A 17530-nucleotide genomic window follows, 5' to 3' on the forward strand; every position below is an offset into this window, starting at 1 on the left:
CCAGGGGCGCTGTTACGCTCCAGAATATGGCCGACACGAAGATGACCAAGAGCGCGGGGGAGCACTGGGTGTGCTCGGTGCTCGCGCGGTACGGCTGGGGCGCGGCGCTCACCCGCGACGGGCTGGAGCGGACCGACATCCTCGCGGTCCAGACCGGAGGACCCGAGCGGAAGGCCATCGAGGTGCAGGTTAAGTCGATCAACCGATCCAAACAGGAAGCTAAATGGTGGTGGCAGCTTGGTGTGAAGTCGCAGCAGGCCGCGCGCTCCGATCACGAGTGGTACGCGCTGGTAATGCTTGATCCTGTTCAGCTGACTGCCGTGCCCCGGACCTTCATCGTCCCGAGAGACCACATTGCAGCTGCGGCATGGATCGGACACAGGAACTGGCAGAACGAGCCGGGCGTACCGGCCGGGAGACGCAATCCCGGGATGGAACACGCTCGTGTCGGTACCGACATCGTCGCGGACTATGAGGACCGCTGGGACCTGCTCGGCACGTCTACGAAAAAAAGTCCCCATCATGCTCCCGCCGTGGTACCGCGAACTCGCTGCCGACCCGAGAGTTGGCCTCCCAGAAGATCACCCTTGGACGACGAAACTTCCGGAGTGGTACTGAGTCGTCAATGAGTCCGTCCGGTCTAACCGTTGGGGGATCCTCTCTGGGACAACGTCGTCTTACAGGAACGGATCTGTGAGCAGCCGATCGAGCGACTTCCTATGGTCCAAGGGGGAATCTTGCACAATCCTCTGTAAATGCTGTGCTTTTGCAGGGAGGATCTTTTGCCGGGGGCAGTAGCCTCACGGATAGGTGCCGCTCCTTGGGGGAAACAATGACCGAATCAACCGTCACGCCGTTCGAAGATTGGCTGCACCGCAGCGTAGTTGAGCGGGATGAAGCACTCGAAGCCATCAACAATAATTTCGCCAAGGCACTGGCAGGACGAGCGGTCGCGAACCCAGCATCATTGCGCCCTTTTCTTGGGGGAAACATGCGCAGTGCCCTACTTGTCGTCCTATGCGCAGCGCTACTGTCGGGGTGCACCTCAGCGAGCCAGACAAGCAATGTCGCTAGCACATCGGGTGCACCTGATTCTACTGATGCACCTGAGCCTGGCGGGATAACCGCCTCGCAGAAGGCGGATAAATTCGTATACTTTGGCGAAGGCGTCGTAGCACGTTGGACCACCCCCGCTGAAGAGGCATCGTCAGAATGTGCGAGCTACGCGGCTTCGTGTTACTCCGTGGCTGTGCAGACAAACCTCTCTTGCCCAGGAGGGGTTTACATCGAACTGGCCCTATTGAACTCGACGGAGAGCATCATCGGCAAGGCGAATGAGATCACGCCCGCCATGTACCCCGAAGACAAGGGAGTCTTCCCCATCTCCACGGCAACAAAGGCTCCCAAAGCAAAGTTCGCCAAGGTCGAATGTCTCGGCTGAGACCGTCTCAGATTGTCCTTGTGTGACCCGTTGAGTGGCCTGACAGGTTCGATGAGAAACTGACAACTACGTCGAGACCGGACAGGGTCGCTTCGCCGAGAGTTGGCGCCCGCCCACGGATGCTGATTGCTCCCTGTAGTAGAGCTCGGTGCGGAAGTTCCTGTCAGGGGGCATATGGGCTCTGGCGCGCCGGGAAGAAAGCGCCTAGGGGCGCCACCAGCCCGATCAACGAGAAGGCGATGAAGACGACCTGGTGGATATGGTCCGTGCCCGGCGGGAGGTTTCCGAGCAGGTGGGCCGCCCAGAACACCGGGTAGAACCAGAGGGCGCACCACGCCCACCGTTCGAGCCGGCGGTACGGAATGAGGACAATCAGTCCGCCGAAGAGGCCAAGGCCTATCGAGGCAAGACCGTTTGCGCGATAAAGCGGCGCATCCCCGCCGATCGGAACCAGGACCTCCACTACACCGAACACGAGGATGCCCAGGCTGACGATCGCCAGGCAGATCCAGCCGAGCTGCACTGTTGTTTCCTTGGGCGCACGAGCCGCTGCTACTTCGCCAGGTCCGGGTTCCAGTCGTCCGGATCGCGTTTGTCCAGGAGTTCAATCAGTGGCTCGAACCCCTTGTCGCCTGTGGCTGCGGCGATGCCACGCAGCTGGTCGGCCACGTCCCGCCACATACCTGCCATCCATGCCTCAGGGTCGGTGCCGTTCTCGCTAAGAAAGGCGTCCAGCGCAGACTTGCGGTAGACGAGCCGGCTGCCGCGCTTCTCCACGACCGGACCCTTGTCTACATACTTGAGCCCGCGTAAGAACTTCGAGCTGAGGGTGTAGCCGACGGGCCCGCTGAGGTAGGCCGCGGCCTCCTTGGATGTCATCTCCATGTCAGCAGCAGGATCGTCTCTGTCTTGTTCCATGCGGCCTTCATCCTCAGGCGGAGCCTCATTGGGATCAACGCGATGATCAGCTGGTCAAGCTCAACTGTAATGAGGTGCGCTCAGAAGGGACAACGTCGGTCCGGACCAGCTGGTCCGGAGGCGGATCTCACGAACTGAACGCGTGGTGCGCCCCCCACGACCAGGCAGGTATGGTCGACCGCGATTGCTTCCGACGGTAAGGGTAAGGGGCCCAATGGGCAAGAAGATGCGGCCGGACCACCACGACGACGCCTATCGGGCCTTTCAGGCTCAGCGGTGGGCCTATGAGGCTGAGCTCGAGGAGCGCACCGGAGAGCGCGGGGCGGTTTCCTCGCGGTCCGGGAAGAGCGAAGGAACCGGGACGGCCATGTCCCAAGCCGACTCGAATCCCCGGCGAACGGCCAAGAAGAGTTCGCGCCGACGTTCCGGCTCCGGGCCGTCCATGAAGGAAAAGAACCGAGCTACATGCCCGGTTTGCGGTGCGAAGGAGGGCGACTCGTGTTTCGTGCTGACGGACAAGGTGTTCCGGGAGCTGTCCAAGACGCACACATCACAGCAGCGGGTCAGGGGGGCCAGGCAGCAGACTGCAAAACCCGTGCCGAAGACGCAGGTCAGGGACCAAGGCCCCATCGAAAAGCGCCAAGACATCGACCAGCGACAGGCCGCCCCCGTCCCGCAGCCCCGCAGCAACCCAGGCGTGTTGTTCGGCGGACCGGCCAAATACATGGATGAGATGCGCCAGAAGCGTCGCACCGACAACGGCGTGTGACGGGCCGCTTCGAACCTTGACCGTCATGATGCCGCCGACATTCAGTCGGTGGCTTCGCCCCGACCTTTCGTTTTTTCTTGGCGGGCGGGTTCGACGTCGTGTTCTGCCTGGTCCCGGCCGACCTGGACGAGGCCGAAAGAAGGGTCCGTGACTGCCTCGCGGCCCGACCGGGTCCAGGTTGCGATGATCGGAGCGGGCCTGCGTATGGCAGAGGAGCACACGTTGCTGTTCGAGCGCGTTCTCAATCTTCTCAACGAGCTCGTCGCCGGTATCGTATTCTGCTTCAACACTTCACCAGAGACCACCCTCGACGCACTGCACAGATTGGCCCGCCCAGCTACTGAAACGTAGAGCTGCCGTTCCCGATCCCGACCTCCAGGGATGTTGGTGCAAGTACTGTCTGACCTGCTAGATAGGATCGAGGGCATGGCAGCCCCCCGAGATCTTGCGCTCCCCGCCGGCTACACCGACCTGCTCGGCGAGCTCAAGAATCGGGTCCGGGTCGCGCGCACCACGGCGCTGCGGACAGTCAACACCCAGCTCATCGAGCTGTACTGGTCCATCGGCCGGACGATCCTGGAACGTCAAAACGTTGAGAGCTGGGGGAGCGGGGTCATCGGACGGCTGGCGGATGATCTCAGGGCGGAGTTCCCCGAGATGAAGGGCCTTTCGCGTTCCAATCTTTTCTATATGCGCGGGTTCGCCGCAGCCTGGCCCGACCCAATTGTCCAACAGGCTGTTGGACAATTGCCCTGGGGCCACATCACCGTGCTGCTGGACAAGCTCGACCGCCCGGATGACCGAGCCTGGTACGCAGCTGCCGCCGTCGAATATGGCTGGTCGCGGAATGTTCTGCTGAACATGATCATGAACAAGACCCTGGAGCGCACCGGCGCTGCACCGTCGAACTTTGTCCAACGGCTTGTTGGACCAGATTCAGAACTCGCGCAGCAAGTCGCCAAAGACCCCTACAACTTTGAGTTCCTGGGCCTGTCCGGCGAAGTGGCTGAGCGCGACCTTGAAAATGCCCTGACGAGCAGAATCCCCGAAACGCTGCGTGAACTCGGTCCGGGCTTCTCCTTCGTCGGCCGGCAGGTGCACTTCGACGTCGACGGCGACGACTTCTATGTCGACATGCTATTTTTCAACATCGACCAGTCCAGATACGTCGTTGTAGAGCTCAAGACTGGCAAGTTTCAGCCGGAGTGGGCCGGCAAACTCAATTTCTACGTTGCGCTTGTCGATGACATGCTCCGCCGGGACCACCACAACGAAACCATCGGCATCCTGATCTGCGGCACCAAGAACGACCGCAGTGTCAGGTACAGCCTGGGACGGTCTACATCGCCAATGGCTGTGGCGGCCTATACCTACGACAAGCTTCCGCCGGCTGAACAGAAGGCCCTTCCCAACGAAGGACGCCTGGTCGCGGCGCTCGAATGGGCTGAACCGGAAGGTCCGCTCGCTGGCGCCTTGTAACCCCGCAGGCCGCTACCTACTGCATTTCTGGTCCTATGATGGGCTTATGGCTCGGTGACGAGCTGGCACAGGTACCGAGTGGGTGCATCAACATGGCACAGCCTCCTGGATGGTATTCAGACCCGAACGTTCCCGGTCAGCAACGTTGGTGGGACGGGCATGCATGGACGCAACAGGTTCGCCCACTACAGATGACTGCAGACCGTCCTGAGTTGCCCGACCACGACCCCTCAACCAGCACAATCAAGCCGGCTGGTCACGGGTTCCTTCGGCGGCTGGGAGCCTCAACTTACGTTGCTGTTGGCTTGCTGGGCCTGCTTCTGATCCCCTTCGCAGCAAGCGGCGGATTTTTTATTTGGTTTGTCTTAGCGGTGTTCGTTGTGCTTTTGACTGGCCTATACACCCTCGTAACCGGGCGCCGGTCTTGGGCCCATATCGCGGGGCGGCGCGTGGGGGCTATTGTCGTCGGAGCTAGTGTGGTGAGCCTCTTTGCGTCGATGGTAGTTGTGGGCGCGACAGCCCCAGTAAGCACTAAGAACCCGGTTGTACCAACGCCGGAGGTTGCCGCCCCGCCGCCCATCACCGCTCCAGCGACTCCAACGGCGACCTCAATCCCGGTAACCCCCACTCCGACCCCAAGTGACTTTCCGTCTCCAACGGCCCAGCCAGAACCAACTTCTGCGGCCCCTGACATCACGGCCACGCCAATTGCCCCTCCGGCCCAGGAGACGCCAACCGCCTCGGTCCAACCCACCACAGCCAGCCCATCTGCTGAGGCAACAAAAGATGCCTCAGACTTCGCCGCAAAATATACTCAGGCCCTGCTGGCTAATATCCACGCCAGCACCTTCGCGGAAACATGCGGCCGCAGTGTCAGTTTGGGTGGTCACGCATGGGCATGCGTGATCGATCATTTGGCGTCCCCTGACAACGAGACTATCGAGATCTACTTGACCTCCAGTGACGTCTTCCTGCGGGAGACGAGACAGCCTCCAACAATCTCCGGCGCAGTGGCAACGATGGTCTCGAATATCTGCGTGTACCACTTTGCTGTTATTGCTCCGGATGGCCAGCGTAAGGACATCTACAGCCAAGACTGTAGAAGGACGCGCGGATGAACCGAACGTTCGGGCTCTACCGGAACTGATCGATCCTCCGGGCCATCTTTGCTGCCCTGCTGCGTGAAGAACAATCCACGCTCTACAACTGACTGGGCCGCTGTTACGCTCCAGAACATGGCCGACACGAAGATGACCAAAAGCGCTGGCGAGCACTGGGTGTGCTCGGTGCTGTCACGGTACGGCTGGGGCGCGGCGCTCACCCGCGACGGGCTGGAGCGGACCGACATTTTGGCGGTCCAGACCGGAGGGCCTGTGCGACAGGCCATCGAGGTGCAGGTCAAGTCGATGACACGACAACGGTTTGGAGGCCAAAAACCGGTGGCAGCTCGGCGTGAAATCGCAGAAGCCAGCGCTCTCGGACCACGAGTGGTACGCGCTGGTCATGCTCGATCCTGATCAGCTGACTGCCGCGCCCCGGACCTTCATCGTCCCGAGAGACCACATTGCAGCTGCAGCATGGATCGGACACAGGAACTGGCAGAACGAGCCGGGCGTACCTGCCGGGAGACGCAATCCCGGGATGGAACAGGCTCGTGTCGGTACCGACATCATCGCGGACTATGAGGACCGCTGGGACCTGCTCGGCACGTCGACGAAAAAAGTCCCCATCATGCTCCCGCCGTGGTACCGCGAACTCGCCGCCGACCCGAGAGTCGGGCTACCGGATGAGCACCCTTGGAAGGAGGAACTTCCGGAGTGGTAGGTTGCGGACAGTGGCTCGACTCAGGTAGATCCGAAGCCGTCATTGACGTTCAACACGAGGTAGTCCCGGAATGCAGACCGGAAGCCGAAGCGCGTCCAGTAGCGGTGCAGCGCGGTCTTAGCCGCTAAATGCTGCGGAGTGTCTTCCTCGGGGGCGTCGTCGCTGAGAAGAGGCGCTGCCTCCAGTATGACCATCGCGGCGGCGCGTCCCACGGTGGAGAGGATCGCGGTCAGGACGGTGTGGCCAGTTTGGTGGCCCCGGAATTTCGGCTCAATCCAAAGGGATGACAGGACAAGCAGGTCCCCGCCCAGGTCCATACCCGCCGCCGGCATCAGGTCCGGTCGTTCAACAGTGAGCATTTCGGCGACATTGGCCAGCTCCTGATCCACGGCATCCAGCGTGAGGAACAGTTCGATGTCCCCTGCGTCCGGAACGATGGTGAAACGCGCGTCACCTACGTGGACTTCCTCGCCGTCCCCATCATCGTCTTCGTCCCACACGGTGGCGTTGACCGAGACCGTCCAGGTCATCGGATAGTCCTCCGGGTCGTGGTCCGGGCCGGGGATGCCCCGATAATGGCAGTGGTAGTCGAAGGTCAGGTATTCGGGATCCAGCGGCGGCATAATATTCCTTCCGGACTGAGCGGTGATGCACTCTCAAAGGGAGTCTATGCTCGACGCGGAAAGGCGACCTTCTCCGGCCACGACAACCTTGGATCTCCTCGATCCAGGAGGCATTTCCGTATTCGTCGTGTCTACTTTTCCGCCTGGCCGGGGTCCCAGCCATCCTGGGGGCCACGCTTGTCCAAGGTCTCAATCATCGGATCAAAACCAGTATCCCCAGTGGCTTCTGCTATCCCACGCAACTGGTCGGCGACCTTTTTCCAGCCGCCCTGTATCCAGACCAGGGGGTCTGTGCCGTTCTCGCTAAGGAAGGCGTCCAGCGCGGACTTGCGGTAGACGAGTCGGCTGCCGCGTTTCTCGACGACCGGACCCCTGTTCAGATAGCGGAGATTCCGGACAAGCTTGGCGCTGAGGGTGAAGCCAACGGGCCCGCTCAGGTAGGCGGCAGCCTCGTTAGTGGTCATTCGGGTCAATGCCGGCATGGTGCGTGACCTGCTCGCCGCACTCCGCGGCAGGGACGTAGCCCACGTTGCCCTGATGACCGGCCTCAAGCATTACCTCGGTCCCTTCGAGGCGTACGCGGCCGGAGAAATGGCAGACACGCCCTTCCACGAGGAGGAGCCGCGCCTGCCGGTGGCAAACTTTTACTACGCGCAGGAGGATGAGCTCTGGGCGGCAGCGGCTGAGCAGGGGTTCACCTGGTCCGTGCACCGTGCGCACACTGTGATCGGGCATGCGGTGGGCAACGCCATGAACATGGGGCTTACGCTTGCTGCCCAGGCCACCCTTTGCAGGGAGAACGGGGAGCCGTTCGTTTTCCCGGGATCCGAGACGCAGTGGAACGGTCTGACCGACATGACCGAAGCAAGCCTGCTCGCCGAGCACATGCTGTGGGCGTCCACCACACGCCGGGCCGCGAACGAGGCCTTCAACATCGTCAACGGCGACATGTTCCGCTGGCGCTGGATGTGGCCGAAGCTTGCAGCCTACTTCGGCGTGGAGTGGGAGGGGTACGAGGGGGAGCCCCGGCCCCTCGAGCATTCCATGGCGCGGCGGGAAGACCAGTGGAGGGAACTTGCCCGGCACCATAACCTTAGCGAGCCGGACTTGGACCAGGTCGCCTCCGGGTGGCACACCGACGGTGACCTGGGGCGCAACATCGAGGTCGTGACAGACATGGGCAAGAGCCGGGATGCCGGGTTTACCGGCTACCGCCGGACACTGGATGCCTTCATCGCACTTTTCGACCGCTACCGGGCGGACAACCTCATTCCCTGATCGCTCACTTGGGTGGCGCCTCTGGTTTGCCTTTCCTCACGTTGCAGAAGCTCTGCAATTTGAAGCCGCATCCAGCTGAAGTTTCGGTGAACCCTAACTGGTCGAACTCGGCACGCAAGCCAAGCTTTCCGGACTGGCCAGCATGGAAGACCTCGGTGTGATCGAGCTGAGGGAGCGTTCAAATTCGGCGAAGGCGCCCATGACGGAGAGCATGAGGTTGGCCATGGGGAGTCTTCGCCGGTGAAGATCAGGTTCCCTTTGACGAACTCCACCCCGACGCCTTTGCGGGTGAGGCCCTAGACGAGAGCACGTAAGTCGTTCAGGTTGCGGGCGAGCCGTTCCATGCCGTGCACAACCACGGTGTCCCCGTCGCGGGCGAACCGCAGCAGCTCCGTAAGTTGTGGCTTGGCGGTGTCCCTACCGGAGGCCTTATCCGTGAAGACCCGGTCCAGGACCTGGCCCTCAAGCTGGCGTTTCTCGTTCTGGTCCAGCGTGCTCACCCGCACGTACCCGATCCGCTGTCCAGCGCCGGCGCCTTCAACCCTTATCGTGTCAGGTTGAGTTCTGGGCCTGTCCCGGAAAAAGTCAAGGCCCGACGGTTCCGCTTGTCAGGTTGAGGTGTGCCCTAACTGGACGAACTCCGGGCCCGTTAGCCAAGCTCGTCGCACTTTTGAGTCTAGGTCCGGCTACACACGAGGTCGCGTTCGACTTCCTCTAACTTTTGAGCAGGCCTGCTCAAACAGCGCTGTTCTCGGCGAAATGCTTGTTCTCGCCGACATAGGAGGCGGTGAATTTGGCCACCTGGCGCGACGCGATGAGCAAGCCCAGGCCCTTGCCATCCACCCCCATGTTGTTGGACGCCACTGTAAGATCCTTCACGCCGGAGTCGCGGACCGCCACGATCAGGTCTGCCGGGATGCCGGACAAGCCGAAGCCGCCCACGGCCAGCGTCATGCCGTTCCGCAGGACGTCCTGCAGCGCCGCGGCTGCTCCGGATTCACCTTTGGCATTGCACTACCTCTTTGAGCTGCGGGCGGGGCTTGGCGACGGGTCTGGGCCGTAAGGATTGGAGAATGTCATGCCGGTGCTACTCCACTTTGAGGGACTATCAGCTGATCTTGGAGTGGTTGGAGCCCCGCGCGGGCGAGGGTTTTGCGGGCGTGCCGCAGGACGGGCTCGTCGACCATCCGTCCTTCGAAGGTGAACACCCCGCCGGAGTGCTCGGCGGCGGCGAGCACCTGTTGTGCCCGCTTTACCTCCGTCTGAGTGGGTATGAAAGATTCACGAATGACCGGCATCTGAGCTGGATGGATGGAGGCTTTCGCGGCGAAGCCGGAGGCGAGGGCATCGTCGGATTCGGCCTTGAGCCCGGTGATGTCGGCGATGTCGAGGTAGACCGAGTCCAGCGCAACCTTCCCGGCCGCGCCTGCGGCGAGGAGCACGTGGGACCGGGCGTGCAGGGCGATGTCCCGGTATTGGCCGTCGGGCCGGCGGCTGGACGTGCCGCCGAGTGAGGCGACCATGTCCTCCGCTCCCCACATGAGGGCCACCACGTTGGGTGCCGCCGCAATGGCCGCTGCATTGATGACGCCCTTGGTCGTTTCGCACAGGGCCACCACGGAGTAGTCCGCCAGCCGCGCCAAGGACTCCGGCTCTTCGGTCTTGGCCAGCATGAGGTAGCGGTATCGGGTCTGCCCGAGTGCGCGAAGGTCCAGTTCGAAGTCGTCGGTATCCGCCGGGTTGATCCTGACGATGGTCCGGTCCGGATGCATGGGGTTCGCTATCAGGGACTGCCGTGCCTGTTCCCGGTCCCGGGGGGCCACGGCGTCCTCGAGGTCCAGGATGATGGCGTCGGCCCTGTCCATCGCTTTGCCGTAGCGGTCCGGACGGTCGGCGGGGCAAAAAAGGAGCGCCGGGCCCATCTCAAACGCTGCCATGGCTACTCCTGTCCCGCGGAAGTGTGCGCTTCGTGGGCCTCCCGGGTCCACATCAGGCAGGTGCGTGTTGCTTCGGCTACGACGACACCGTCTTGGTTGCGTCCGGTGTGCTTCATGCCGGCCACTCCCTGTCCGGGGCGGGAGGCTGAGAGCCGGACCTCCGTCACCTCGGTTTCGGTGTACAGGGTGTCGCCGTGGAACATCGGGTGCGGGAAGCGGACATAGTTCAGGCCAAGCTGGCCAATGATCGTTCCCTCCGTCATCTGGGGCACGGACTGGCCGATCATGGTGCCCAGGGTGAAAAGGGAGTTCATGAGTCTCTGGCCGAAAGGCTGCGTGGCGCTCCACGCAGCATCCAGGTGCAGGCCCTGGTTGTTCATGGTCAGCGACGTGAAAAGGACATTGTCCGTTTCCGTGAGGGTGCGGCCGGGCCGGTGGGCGTAGACCGCGCCCTCCTGGAGTTCATCGAGGTAGAGTCCCCGCTGCTGAATGCGTTTGATGTCGGTGCTGTCCATGGGATTATCCCTTCACTTCTTCGAGTTCTGGTTCCGCCGCCGCTTCGGCGGCCACAAGGTCTGCGTCCCCAGTTTCCTGGGAGAGCGGTTCCACGGTTGCCACGATCTGCGCGGCTTTGACAAGGTCGCCAACTTTAAGGCTGATTCGGACGACGCCGGTGACCGGGGCGGTGAGCTGGTGCTCCATCTTCATCGCCTCGATGGAGAGCAGCGGCTGCCCTTCCTCCACGAGGTCGAGGTCGGCGACGGCGACGGCGATGACGGTGCCCGGCATGGGCGAAAGGACCTCGGGGGAGGCCGTTCCGGCGATGCGCTCCAAGGAGCAGAGCTGGCGCTGGAGCCGCTCCTGGCGGCTGAGCTTTCGGGCAGCGCCGCCCCATCCGGCGATGCCGAGCCACGCGGTGCCGTCCGCGGCGAGGGCGGTGGTCACGCGCCGTCGGGTGCCGTTCACTGAGGCTGAGCCGTCGGTCAGGGCCCTGACGCGGAACGGCACGCCGTCGATGCCGAACGTCTGCCCCTGCGCGTCCTGGTTGACGGTGACGGTGTGTGTCTGGCCGTCGACTTCCAGATGGATGGTGGACGGCGCATTGCCGCCGACCCGCCAACCGTCCCTGGCTCCCCAGGGACCGGGAGCGTCCGCCTGGCTGTTTGCCAGGGCGTGGGCGGCGAGGGCGAGGTCCTCGCCGCTGAAAGTCCGGAACGGCATGGAAGCGATTTTGCGGTCGATCAGGGTCGTGTCCAGGCGCCCTGCGGCGACGTCCTCGTCGGCAATGAGCAGCCGCAGGTATTCGACATTGGTCTTCATCCCCAGCAGAACCGTCTCGGCCAGGGCCCGGTCCAGCGTCTCGAGGGCCTGTCCGCGGTCTGTGTCCCACGCGATGATCTTGGCGATCATGGGGTCATAGTGCGGGGATACCTCCAGGCCCTCGGTGAGGGAGCTGTCCACCCGGACGCCGGGACCTGAGGGTTCCCGGATCTCCAGCAGCCGGCCGATCGACGGCAAAAACCCATGGGACGGGTCCTCTGCGTAGACGCGCGCCTCGATCGCGTGCCCTTCGAGGACGACGTCGGACTGCGCGACGGTGAGGACCTCACCGGCGGCGATTCGCAACTGCCATTCGACCAGGTCCAGCCGCTGGCCATGGACCCGGACAACCTCTTCGGTGACGGGGTGCTCGACCTGCAGGCGGGTGTTCATTTCCATGAAGAAGAACTCGTCCGGGGCCTCGTCGGAGACCAGGAACTCCACGGTGCCGGCGCCCACGTAATTCACGGAACGCGCCGCGTCAACGGCCGCCGCACCGATCCGTGCCCGGATTTCGGCGCCGTTCGGCAGGCTCTGCAGCAACGGGGCGGGTGCCTCCTCGATGACCTTCTGGTGCCGGCGCTGCAGGGAGCATTCACGCTCGCCCAGGTGGATGGTGTTGCCGTGGCGGTCAGCGAGTACCTGGACCTCGATGTGCCGGGGGGAACGGACCAGGCGTTCCAGGAACAGCGTGTCGTCTCCGAAGGAGCTCTTAGCCACACGCCGGGCTGTTTCCAGGATGGCGGGCAGGTCTTCGGCCCGTTCCACCACGTGCATGCCCTTGCCGCCGCCGCCGGCGGAGGGCTTGATGAGGAGCGGGAAGCCGACGCCGTCCGCGGCGTCGGCCAGTTGCTCATTGCTCAGGCCGGGTTCGGCGATGCCCGGGACCACGGGAACGCCGTGGGCGATCACGTGGTTCTTGGAGCGGATCTTGTCTCCCATCATGTTGATGGACTGCACGTCCGGGCCGATGAAGGTGATGCCTGCTGCTTCCAGGGCGCGGGCGAACTCGACGTTCTCGGAGAGGAAGCCGTAGCCGGGATGGACGGCCTGGGCGCCGGTGTCCTGGCAGGCCTGGATGATGGCCTCGATCTTCAGGTAGCTTTCTGCCGCCTGGGCGGGGCCGATCCGGACGGCAATGTCCGCCTCCAGTACGTGGCGGGCGTCGGCGTCGGCGTCCGAGTACACGGCGACGGACGTGATTCCGAGGCGGCGGAGGGTCCGGATGACGCGGCAGGCGATTTCGCCGCGGTTGGCGACCAACACGGTGTCGAAGGTTCTGGTGGTCATGGAGGTGCTTCCTTGAGCTGGTGTGGTCATGGCGGTTACATCCGGAACAGACCGAAGGAGGTCTCCGGCAGTGGGGTGCGGGAGACGACGTCGAGGGCCATGCCGAGGACACGGCGCGTGTCGGCGGGGTCGATGATGCCGTCGTCCCAGAGCCGGGTGGTGGAGTAATATGGGCTGCCCTGGTCCTCGAACTGCTCCTTGATGGGTGCCTTGAAAGCCTCTTCGTCGGCAGCGGACCAGTCCTCGCCGCGGGCCTCGTACTGGTCGCGTTTAACGGTGGCCAGGACACTCGAGGCTTGGTTTCCGCCCATGACGGAGATCCGGGATGCCGGCCACATCCAAAGAAACCTAGGTGAGTAGGCCCGGCCACACATGGAGTAGTTGCCCGCGCCGAAGGACCCGCCGATGACTACGGTCAGCTTCGGTACGCGCGCGGTGGCAACGGCTGTGACCATCTTGGCGCCGTTCTTGGCGATGCCGCCGTGTTCGTAGTCTTTGCCGACCATGAAGCCGGAGAGGTTCTGCAGGAAGATCAGCGGGATGCCGCGCTGGTCGCACAGTTCGATGAAGTGCGCTCCTTTGAGCGCGGATTCGCTGAAGAGCACGCCGTTGTTTGCGACGATCCCGACCGGGTGACCGTGGAGCCTGGCGAAGCCGGTGACCAGGGTGGTGCCGTAGTTCGCTTTGAACTCATGGAACTCGCTGCCGTCCACCAGCCGGGCGATGACCTCCCGGACATCGTATTGAGCGTTCACGTCAACGGGAACGACGTCATAGAGTTCGTCCGGCTCCGCCAGCGGCGGGAGTACGACGTCGGCTACGTCCCAGACGGGCGCAGCGGGCCTGGGCAGGGTTGCCACGATGTTGCGGACGATCTGCAGGGCGTGTTCGTCGTTTTCGGCCAAATGATCCGTAACACCCGAGATCTTCGAATGGACCTCACCGCCGCCCAGTTCCTCGGCCGTGACGATCTCGCCGATCGCGGCCTTCACCAGCGGCGGGCCTCCCAGGAAGATGGTGCCCTGGTTCCGGACGATGACCGTCTCGTCGCTCATCGCCGGGACATATGCGCCGCCGGCGGTGCAGGAGCCCATGACGGACGCGATCTGCGGGATGCCGGCCGCGGACATTTTGGCCTGGTTGTAGAAGATGCGGCCGAAATGTTCCTTGTCCGGGAAGACTTCATCCTGCTTGGGCAGAAAGGCTCCGCCGGAGTCCACCAGGTAAATGCAAGGGAGCCGGTTTTCCAGGGCGATTTCCTGGGCCCGGAGGTGTTTCTTCACCGTCATCGGATAGTAGGTGCCGCCCTTGACAGTTGCGTCGTTGGAGATCACCAGCACCTGGCGGCCGTGGACGAGTCCGATTCCCGCGATGACGCCTGCGCCGGGGGCCTCGTCCTGGTACATTCCGTTCGCGGCCAGAGGGGCAATCTCGAGGAAAGGACTGCCCTCATCAAGCAGCTGGTCGATGCGGTCCCGTGGCAGGAGCTTGCCCCGGCTGACGTGTCGCTGGCGGGACTTTTCCGAACCTCCCAAGGAGGCCTTGGCCATGCGGCGTTTTAAGTCGAGGGCGAGGAACTTTTGCTCCGAGGGTTGAGGTTCGGGCTGTATTTGCAATGATTTGTCGCTGTGGTTCAACGTTTCCATCTGTTTCCTTTTTCAAATCTTGGGTCAGGTATGTGAATACTGGTCCCACCTATGCGGGTCAGCGGCTTACTTTTCCCATCAGCGAGGCCAGTGGCCGCAGGAAGATCGGCCGGGCAAGCCACCACGCCGTGGCCATGAAGGCAAGGGATCCGGCGAAAATCCATAGCCCTGTCCAGCCGCCATCATCGGTGGCGGCGTACATGTGGTTCAGGTTTCGCACGGCCCCGGTGGCCAGAACCAGGGTGACGTGGACAATGATGAAGGCCACGAAGTAGATCATCACCGGCAGGTGGACTGCCCGCGCCGCTTCCAGGGGGTATGCCCGGTTCAAGCCAGTGGCGTTTTTGGGCCATGCTCCGGATATGCGCAGCCCGGTCAGGATGGCAAGCGGCGCGGCGATGAAGATGGTGGTGAAGTAGCTGAGCAGCTGCAAGGAGTTGTAATTGTTCCACCCGTTCTCCAGCGGCCAGTTCAGTGAGGCGTACTGAAGTAAGGCTGAGAGAGCGTTGGGGAAGACGTCCCAGCTTGTGGGCACCACACGCATCCATTGACCTGTTGCGAAGAGCAGCACAAAGAATATGATGCCGTTCAGGATCCAGAGGGCGTCCAGGGTGAGATGGAACCACAAATTGAGGCTGATTTTCGCCGGTTTTTCCTTGGTCCGGACCAGGCCGGTGTTGTTCCGGGTCCAGTAGGCGGGCGGCCTGGGGCTGGTGCGAACCTGCCAGCCCGACCGGATGATCAGCAGGATCAGGAGGGAATTCAGAAAGTGTTGCCATCCCAGCCACGCCGGAAGTCCGACCGGCGCACCGGCGGGCAGAGGGGACTCTCCGGGATACACGGACAGGAAGTCCTGCACCGGGGATAGTTCACGCAGACAGCGGGCAGCGACCACCAGTACGAGCAGCACCGCCACAACTGCGATGGCGCGCAAGGCCATCCGGAACCATTTGTTCTTGACAACAGGGAAGGGTTTCACCGGCGTCGCCATGGGGTGTCTACCGTTTACGCGCTTCGAGGGCTTCGATGAATTGCGGGACGACTGTGAACACGTCACCGACAATTCCAAAGTCTGCGATGTCGAAGATGGGGGCGTCTTCGTCCTTGTTGATGGCCACGATGGTGGTGGCGGTCTGCATTCCCGCGCGGTGTTGGATTGCCCCCGAGATTCCCAAGGCAACGTACAGCTGAGGGGAAACCGTCATCCCGGTCTGACCCACCTGTGCCTGCGGCGTCACGTAACCGGCATCCACTGCCGCCCGTGAGGCGCCGACAGCGGCACCGAGGGCGTCAGCGAGATCCTCTACCAATGCGAAATTGTCTTTTGAGCCAAGACCCCGGCCTCCGGAAACTACTTTGGCGGCCCTGCGAAGCTCTGGTCGGGTAGCGTCCGCGGGCGTCTCATCGACCGAGTCGATGATGGCAGCTGGCCCATCGTCGTTCGGTACCGCCACGACTGTGACTTTCGGCGTGGCTGCAGGGGCCCGGTCGGTAACGGCACCTTGGCGAAGCGTGACGACGGCCGGGGTGCGCTCGGCTGTGTCTGCTGCGGATTCGGTGGAGTAGGCACCGCCGAATACTGAATGCACGGCCACGATCCTCCCGTCGGCCGTATGGACGGCCACCGCGTCGATACAGATTCCCGCCGTGATCCGCACCGCGAGGCGAGCAGCCACCTCGCGGCCCTGCAGCGAATGGGACACCAAAACTGCCACCGGGTCCAAAGCTTCAACAGCAACAGCCAGGCCAGTGGTCTCGGGGCTTGTGAGCAAAGCACCGACTTGGTCGGATTCGGCAATGACGACGTGCTCCGCGCCCAGAACGCCAAGCCGTTCGCCAAGATGTCCGCCTGTGCCTGGGGTGACAACGACCACAGCCGTGGGGGTGCCCAGTTGTGCAGCTGCACCAAGCAGCTCAGCAGCAGATTCGTGAGGTTCCCCAGAGGCGGAGGTTTCGATGAACGCCAGAATATTAGCCATGGTGGGATTCCTTAGATTAGTTGGGAAGATGCCAGGAACGAGGCCAACTGCAGTCCGGCGTCGCCATCGTCGAAAATTTTGACACCACCCGTCCGAACCGGTCGTTTGGTCACCGCCAGCAGCGCACAGCGGGATGCAGCGATGTCCGGCAGGTCCTCCAGAGACAAGGTGGTCACCGTCTTGCGCTTCGCGCTCAAAATGCCCTTGAAGTTGGGGAACCGAGGCTCGGCGGAGCGTTCGGTCACTGAGACCAAAGCCGGCAGTGCTGCGTGCACGGCGGTGCGACGCCCATCCTCCTCGCGTTCCGCGGCTACGGAATCCTCCGTGATTGTCACGTTATGCACGGCTCCAAGGAGTGGTAGCGCCAGGATTTCGGAGATCATCGCGGGTACCACTCCGCCGCTCCCATCAGTGGACTCATTTCCTGCGATCACTATGTCGAAGTCCATGGTGTTCAGGGCGGCCGCCAGCACCGCGGCGGTCCGCAGCGCGTCGGCGCCGGAAAGTGCCGGGTCAGAGATGTGGACGGCCGAGTCGGCACCCACCTGCAGGCCTTTCCGCACTGCCTTTCCTGCCGCGTCCGGACCCATGGACAGCACGACGACCTCGGTTCCCTTGTGGGAATCTTTGTAGGAGAGAGCCACGTCAAGGGAGCGTTCGTTTATTTCATCGGGCATCAACTCGCCATTCTGGCGCTCCAGAAGCCCAGTGGAGAGGTCAAGACTGAGCCCCTCGTCAGTATCCGGAACCTGCTTCATAAGTACAACGATCTTCATTCATCCACTCCTCTGGAAATATGCACGATGAACCCGATCTCCTTTGAGAAAGGGTGCCCTGCGGGTAACTGATTTTTTCGTACCCGAAGCTGGAGGGGTTTCGCGGCCGGCCTTCTTCTGACGCAGACACACGGTCCTCGCCGGGCTTCTCACCCACTCCATGACCTGGACGTCACATCACTCATAGCGCATCCGTTCTCGTAGGGGTCGTCGGTGAGAAGCCGTTATAGGAAGGGGAAATATTCACGGT

Annotated in this window: 18 protein-coding genes and 3 pseudogenes; 8 read left to right on the plus strand and 13 right to left on the minus strand. The window is 62.7% G+C overall.

What is annotated here, in order from left to right:
- Positions 1 to 26: 26 nt before the first annotated feature.
- Together AB0N24_RS04555 and AB0N24_RS04560 are read left to right on the plus strand one after the other, a co-directional pair.
- Positions 27 to 629 (plus strand): hypothetical protein, encoded by a 603-nt coding sequence (locus AB0N24_RS04555; RefSeq protein ID WP_364121050.1) that lies wholly within the window; start codon positions 27 to 29, stop codon positions 627 to 629.
- A gap of 203 nt (positions 630 to 832) precedes the next feature.
- Positions 833 to 1441 carry a hypothetical protein gene (locus tag AB0N24_RS04560; RefSeq protein WP_364121053.1) on the plus strand — a complete coding sequence of 203 codons (609 nt, stop codon included), beginning with the start codon at positions 833 to 835 and terminating at the stop codon, positions 1439 to 1441.
- A gap of 163 nt (positions 1442 to 1604) precedes the next feature.
- On the opposite strand, the gene AB0N24_RS04565 is transcribed toward AB0N24_RS04560, so the two are convergent.
- Positions 1605 to 1964, minus strand: coding sequence for a hypothetical protein (locus tag AB0N24_RS04565; protein WP_364121056.1), 360 nt, complete (start codon positions 1962 to 1964; stop codon positions 1605 to 1607).
- A 29-nt stretch (positions 1965 to 1993) separates the two neighbouring features.
- Positions 1994 to 2359 carry a hypothetical protein gene (locus AB0N24_RS04570; RefSeq protein WP_364121059.1) on the minus strand — a complete coding sequence of 122 codons (366 nt, stop codon included), beginning with the start codon at positions 2357 to 2359 and terminating at the stop codon, positions 1994 to 1996.
- Between the two features lie 214 nt (positions 2360 to 2573).
- On the opposite strand from AB0N24_RS04570, the gene AB0N24_RS04575 reads away from it, so the two are divergent.
- The 5 genes from AB0N24_RS04575 to AB0N24_RS04595 all read left to right on the plus strand — a co-directional run bounded on the left by AB0N24_RS04575 (position 2574) and on the right by AB0N24_RS04595 (position 6431).
- On the plus strand, positions 2574 to 3128 hold the full coding sequence (locus AB0N24_RS04575) for a hypothetical protein (protein ID WP_364121062.1): 555 nt from the start codon (positions 2574 to 2576) through the stop codon (positions 3126 to 3128).
- Positions 3129 to 3275: 147 nt separating this feature from the next.
- On the plus strand, positions 3276 to 3479 hold the full coding sequence (locus AB0N24_RS04580; protein ID WP_364121064.1) for a hypothetical protein: 204 nt from the start codon (positions 3276 to 3278) through the stop codon (positions 3477 to 3479).
- A 75-nt stretch (positions 3480 to 3554) separates the two neighbouring features.
- The gene (locus AB0N24_RS04585) at positions 3555 to 4607 is read left to right on the plus strand and encodes a PDDEXK nuclease domain-containing protein (protein ID WP_364121066.1); all 1053 of its coding nucleotides are present in this window, start codon (positions 3555 to 3557) and stop codon (positions 4605 to 4607) included.
- 92 nt (positions 4608 to 4699) lie between these two features.
- Positions 4700 to 5725 carry a DUF2510 domain-containing protein gene (locus AB0N24_RS04590; protein ID WP_364121069.1) on the plus strand — a complete coding sequence of 342 codons (1026 nt, stop codon included), beginning with the start codon at positions 4700 to 4702 and terminating at the stop codon, positions 5723 to 5725.
- A gap of 334 nt (positions 5726 to 6059) precedes the next feature.
- The gene (locus AB0N24_RS04595; RefSeq protein WP_364121072.1) at positions 6060 to 6431 is read left to right on the plus strand and encodes a hypothetical protein; all 372 of its coding nucleotides are present in this window, start codon (positions 6060 to 6062) and stop codon (positions 6429 to 6431) included.
- 20 nt (positions 6432 to 6451) lie between these two features.
- Here AB0N24_RS04595 and AB0N24_RS04600 read toward each other — a convergent pair whose 3' ends face one another.
- Both AB0N24_RS04600 and AB0N24_RS04605 read right to left on the minus strand, forming a co-directional pair.
- On the minus strand, positions 6452 to 7054 hold the full coding sequence (locus tag AB0N24_RS04600; RefSeq protein ID WP_364121074.1) for a hypothetical protein: 603 nt from the start codon (positions 7052 to 7054) through the stop codon (positions 6452 to 6454).
- A gap of 131 nt (positions 7055 to 7185) precedes the next feature.
- A complete protein-coding gene (locus AB0N24_RS04605) occupies positions 7186 to 7518 on the minus strand; it encodes a helix-turn-helix domain-containing protein (RefSeq protein ID WP_364121077.1) in 333 nt (110 codons plus the stop codon).
- On the opposite strand from AB0N24_RS04605, the pseudogene AB0N24_RS04610 reads away from it, so the two are divergent.
- Positions 7517 to 8332, plus strand: a pseudogene (locus AB0N24_RS04610) (NAD-dependent dehydratase); the annotation flags it as partial. The gene AB0N24_RS04605 and the pseudogene AB0N24_RS04610 sit on opposite strands and share 2 nt — an antisense overlap.
- A gap of 168 nt (positions 8333 to 8500) precedes the next feature.
- Here the strand turns inward: AB0N24_RS04610 and AB0N24_RS04615 are convergent.
- The 9 genes and pseudogenes from AB0N24_RS04615 to AB0N24_RS04655 all read right to left on the minus strand — a co-directional run.
- Positions 8501 to 8880 (minus strand): annotated as a pseudogene (locus AB0N24_RS04615) (recombinase family protein); the annotation flags it as partial.
- Between the two features lie 202 nt (positions 8881 to 9082).
- Positions 9083 to 9310: pseudogene (locus AB0N24_RS04620) on the minus strand (CoA-transferase); the annotation flags it as partial.
- 98 nt (positions 9311 to 9408) lie between these two features.
- Entirely contained in the window at positions 9409 to 10269 is an 861-nt protein-coding gene (locus AB0N24_RS04625; protein ID WP_364121080.1) for a CoA ester lyase, read from the minus strand.
- Positions 10270 to 10271: 2 nt separating this feature from the next.
- Positions 10272 to 10784 (minus strand): MaoC family dehydratase, encoded by a 513-nt coding sequence (locus tag AB0N24_RS04630; protein WP_364121083.1) that lies wholly within the window; start codon positions 10782 to 10784, stop codon positions 10272 to 10274.
- Between the two features lie 4 nt (positions 10785 to 10788).
- Positions 10789 to 12879 (minus strand): biotin carboxylase N-terminal domain-containing protein, encoded by a 2091-nt coding sequence (locus AB0N24_RS04635; RefSeq protein ID WP_364121085.1) that lies wholly within the window; start codon positions 12877 to 12879, stop codon positions 10789 to 10791.
- Positions 12880 to 12914: 35 nt separating this feature from the next.
- Complete coding sequence (locus tag AB0N24_RS04640; protein WP_364121088.1) at positions 12915 to 14525, minus strand: carboxyl transferase domain-containing protein; 1611 nt, start codon at positions 14523 to 14525, stop codon at positions 12915 to 12917.
- Between the two features lie 58 nt (positions 14526 to 14583).
- A complete protein-coding gene (locus AB0N24_RS04645) occupies positions 14584 to 15465 on the minus strand; it encodes a cytochrome b/b6 domain-containing protein (RefSeq protein ID WP_364121627.1) in 882 nt (293 codons plus the stop codon).
- A 58-nt stretch (positions 15466 to 15523) separates the two neighbouring features.
- A complete protein-coding gene (locus AB0N24_RS04650; protein WP_364121091.1) occupies positions 15524 to 16504 on the minus strand; it encodes an electron transfer flavoprotein subunit alpha/FixB family protein in 981 nt (326 codons plus the stop codon).
- An 11-nt stretch (positions 16505 to 16515) separates the two neighbouring features.
- The gene (locus AB0N24_RS04655; RefSeq protein WP_364121093.1) at positions 16516 to 17280 is read right to left on the minus strand and encodes an electron transfer flavoprotein subunit beta/FixA family protein; all 765 of its coding nucleotides are present in this window, start codon (positions 17278 to 17280) and stop codon (positions 16516 to 16518) included.
- Positions 17281 to 17530 lie beyond the last annotated feature (250 nt).

Source organism: Arthrobacter sp. NPDC093128 (genome assembly GCF_040683875.1).
Taxonomy (GTDB): Bacteria; Actinomycetota; Actinomycetes; order Actinomycetales; family Micrococcaceae; genus Arthrobacter.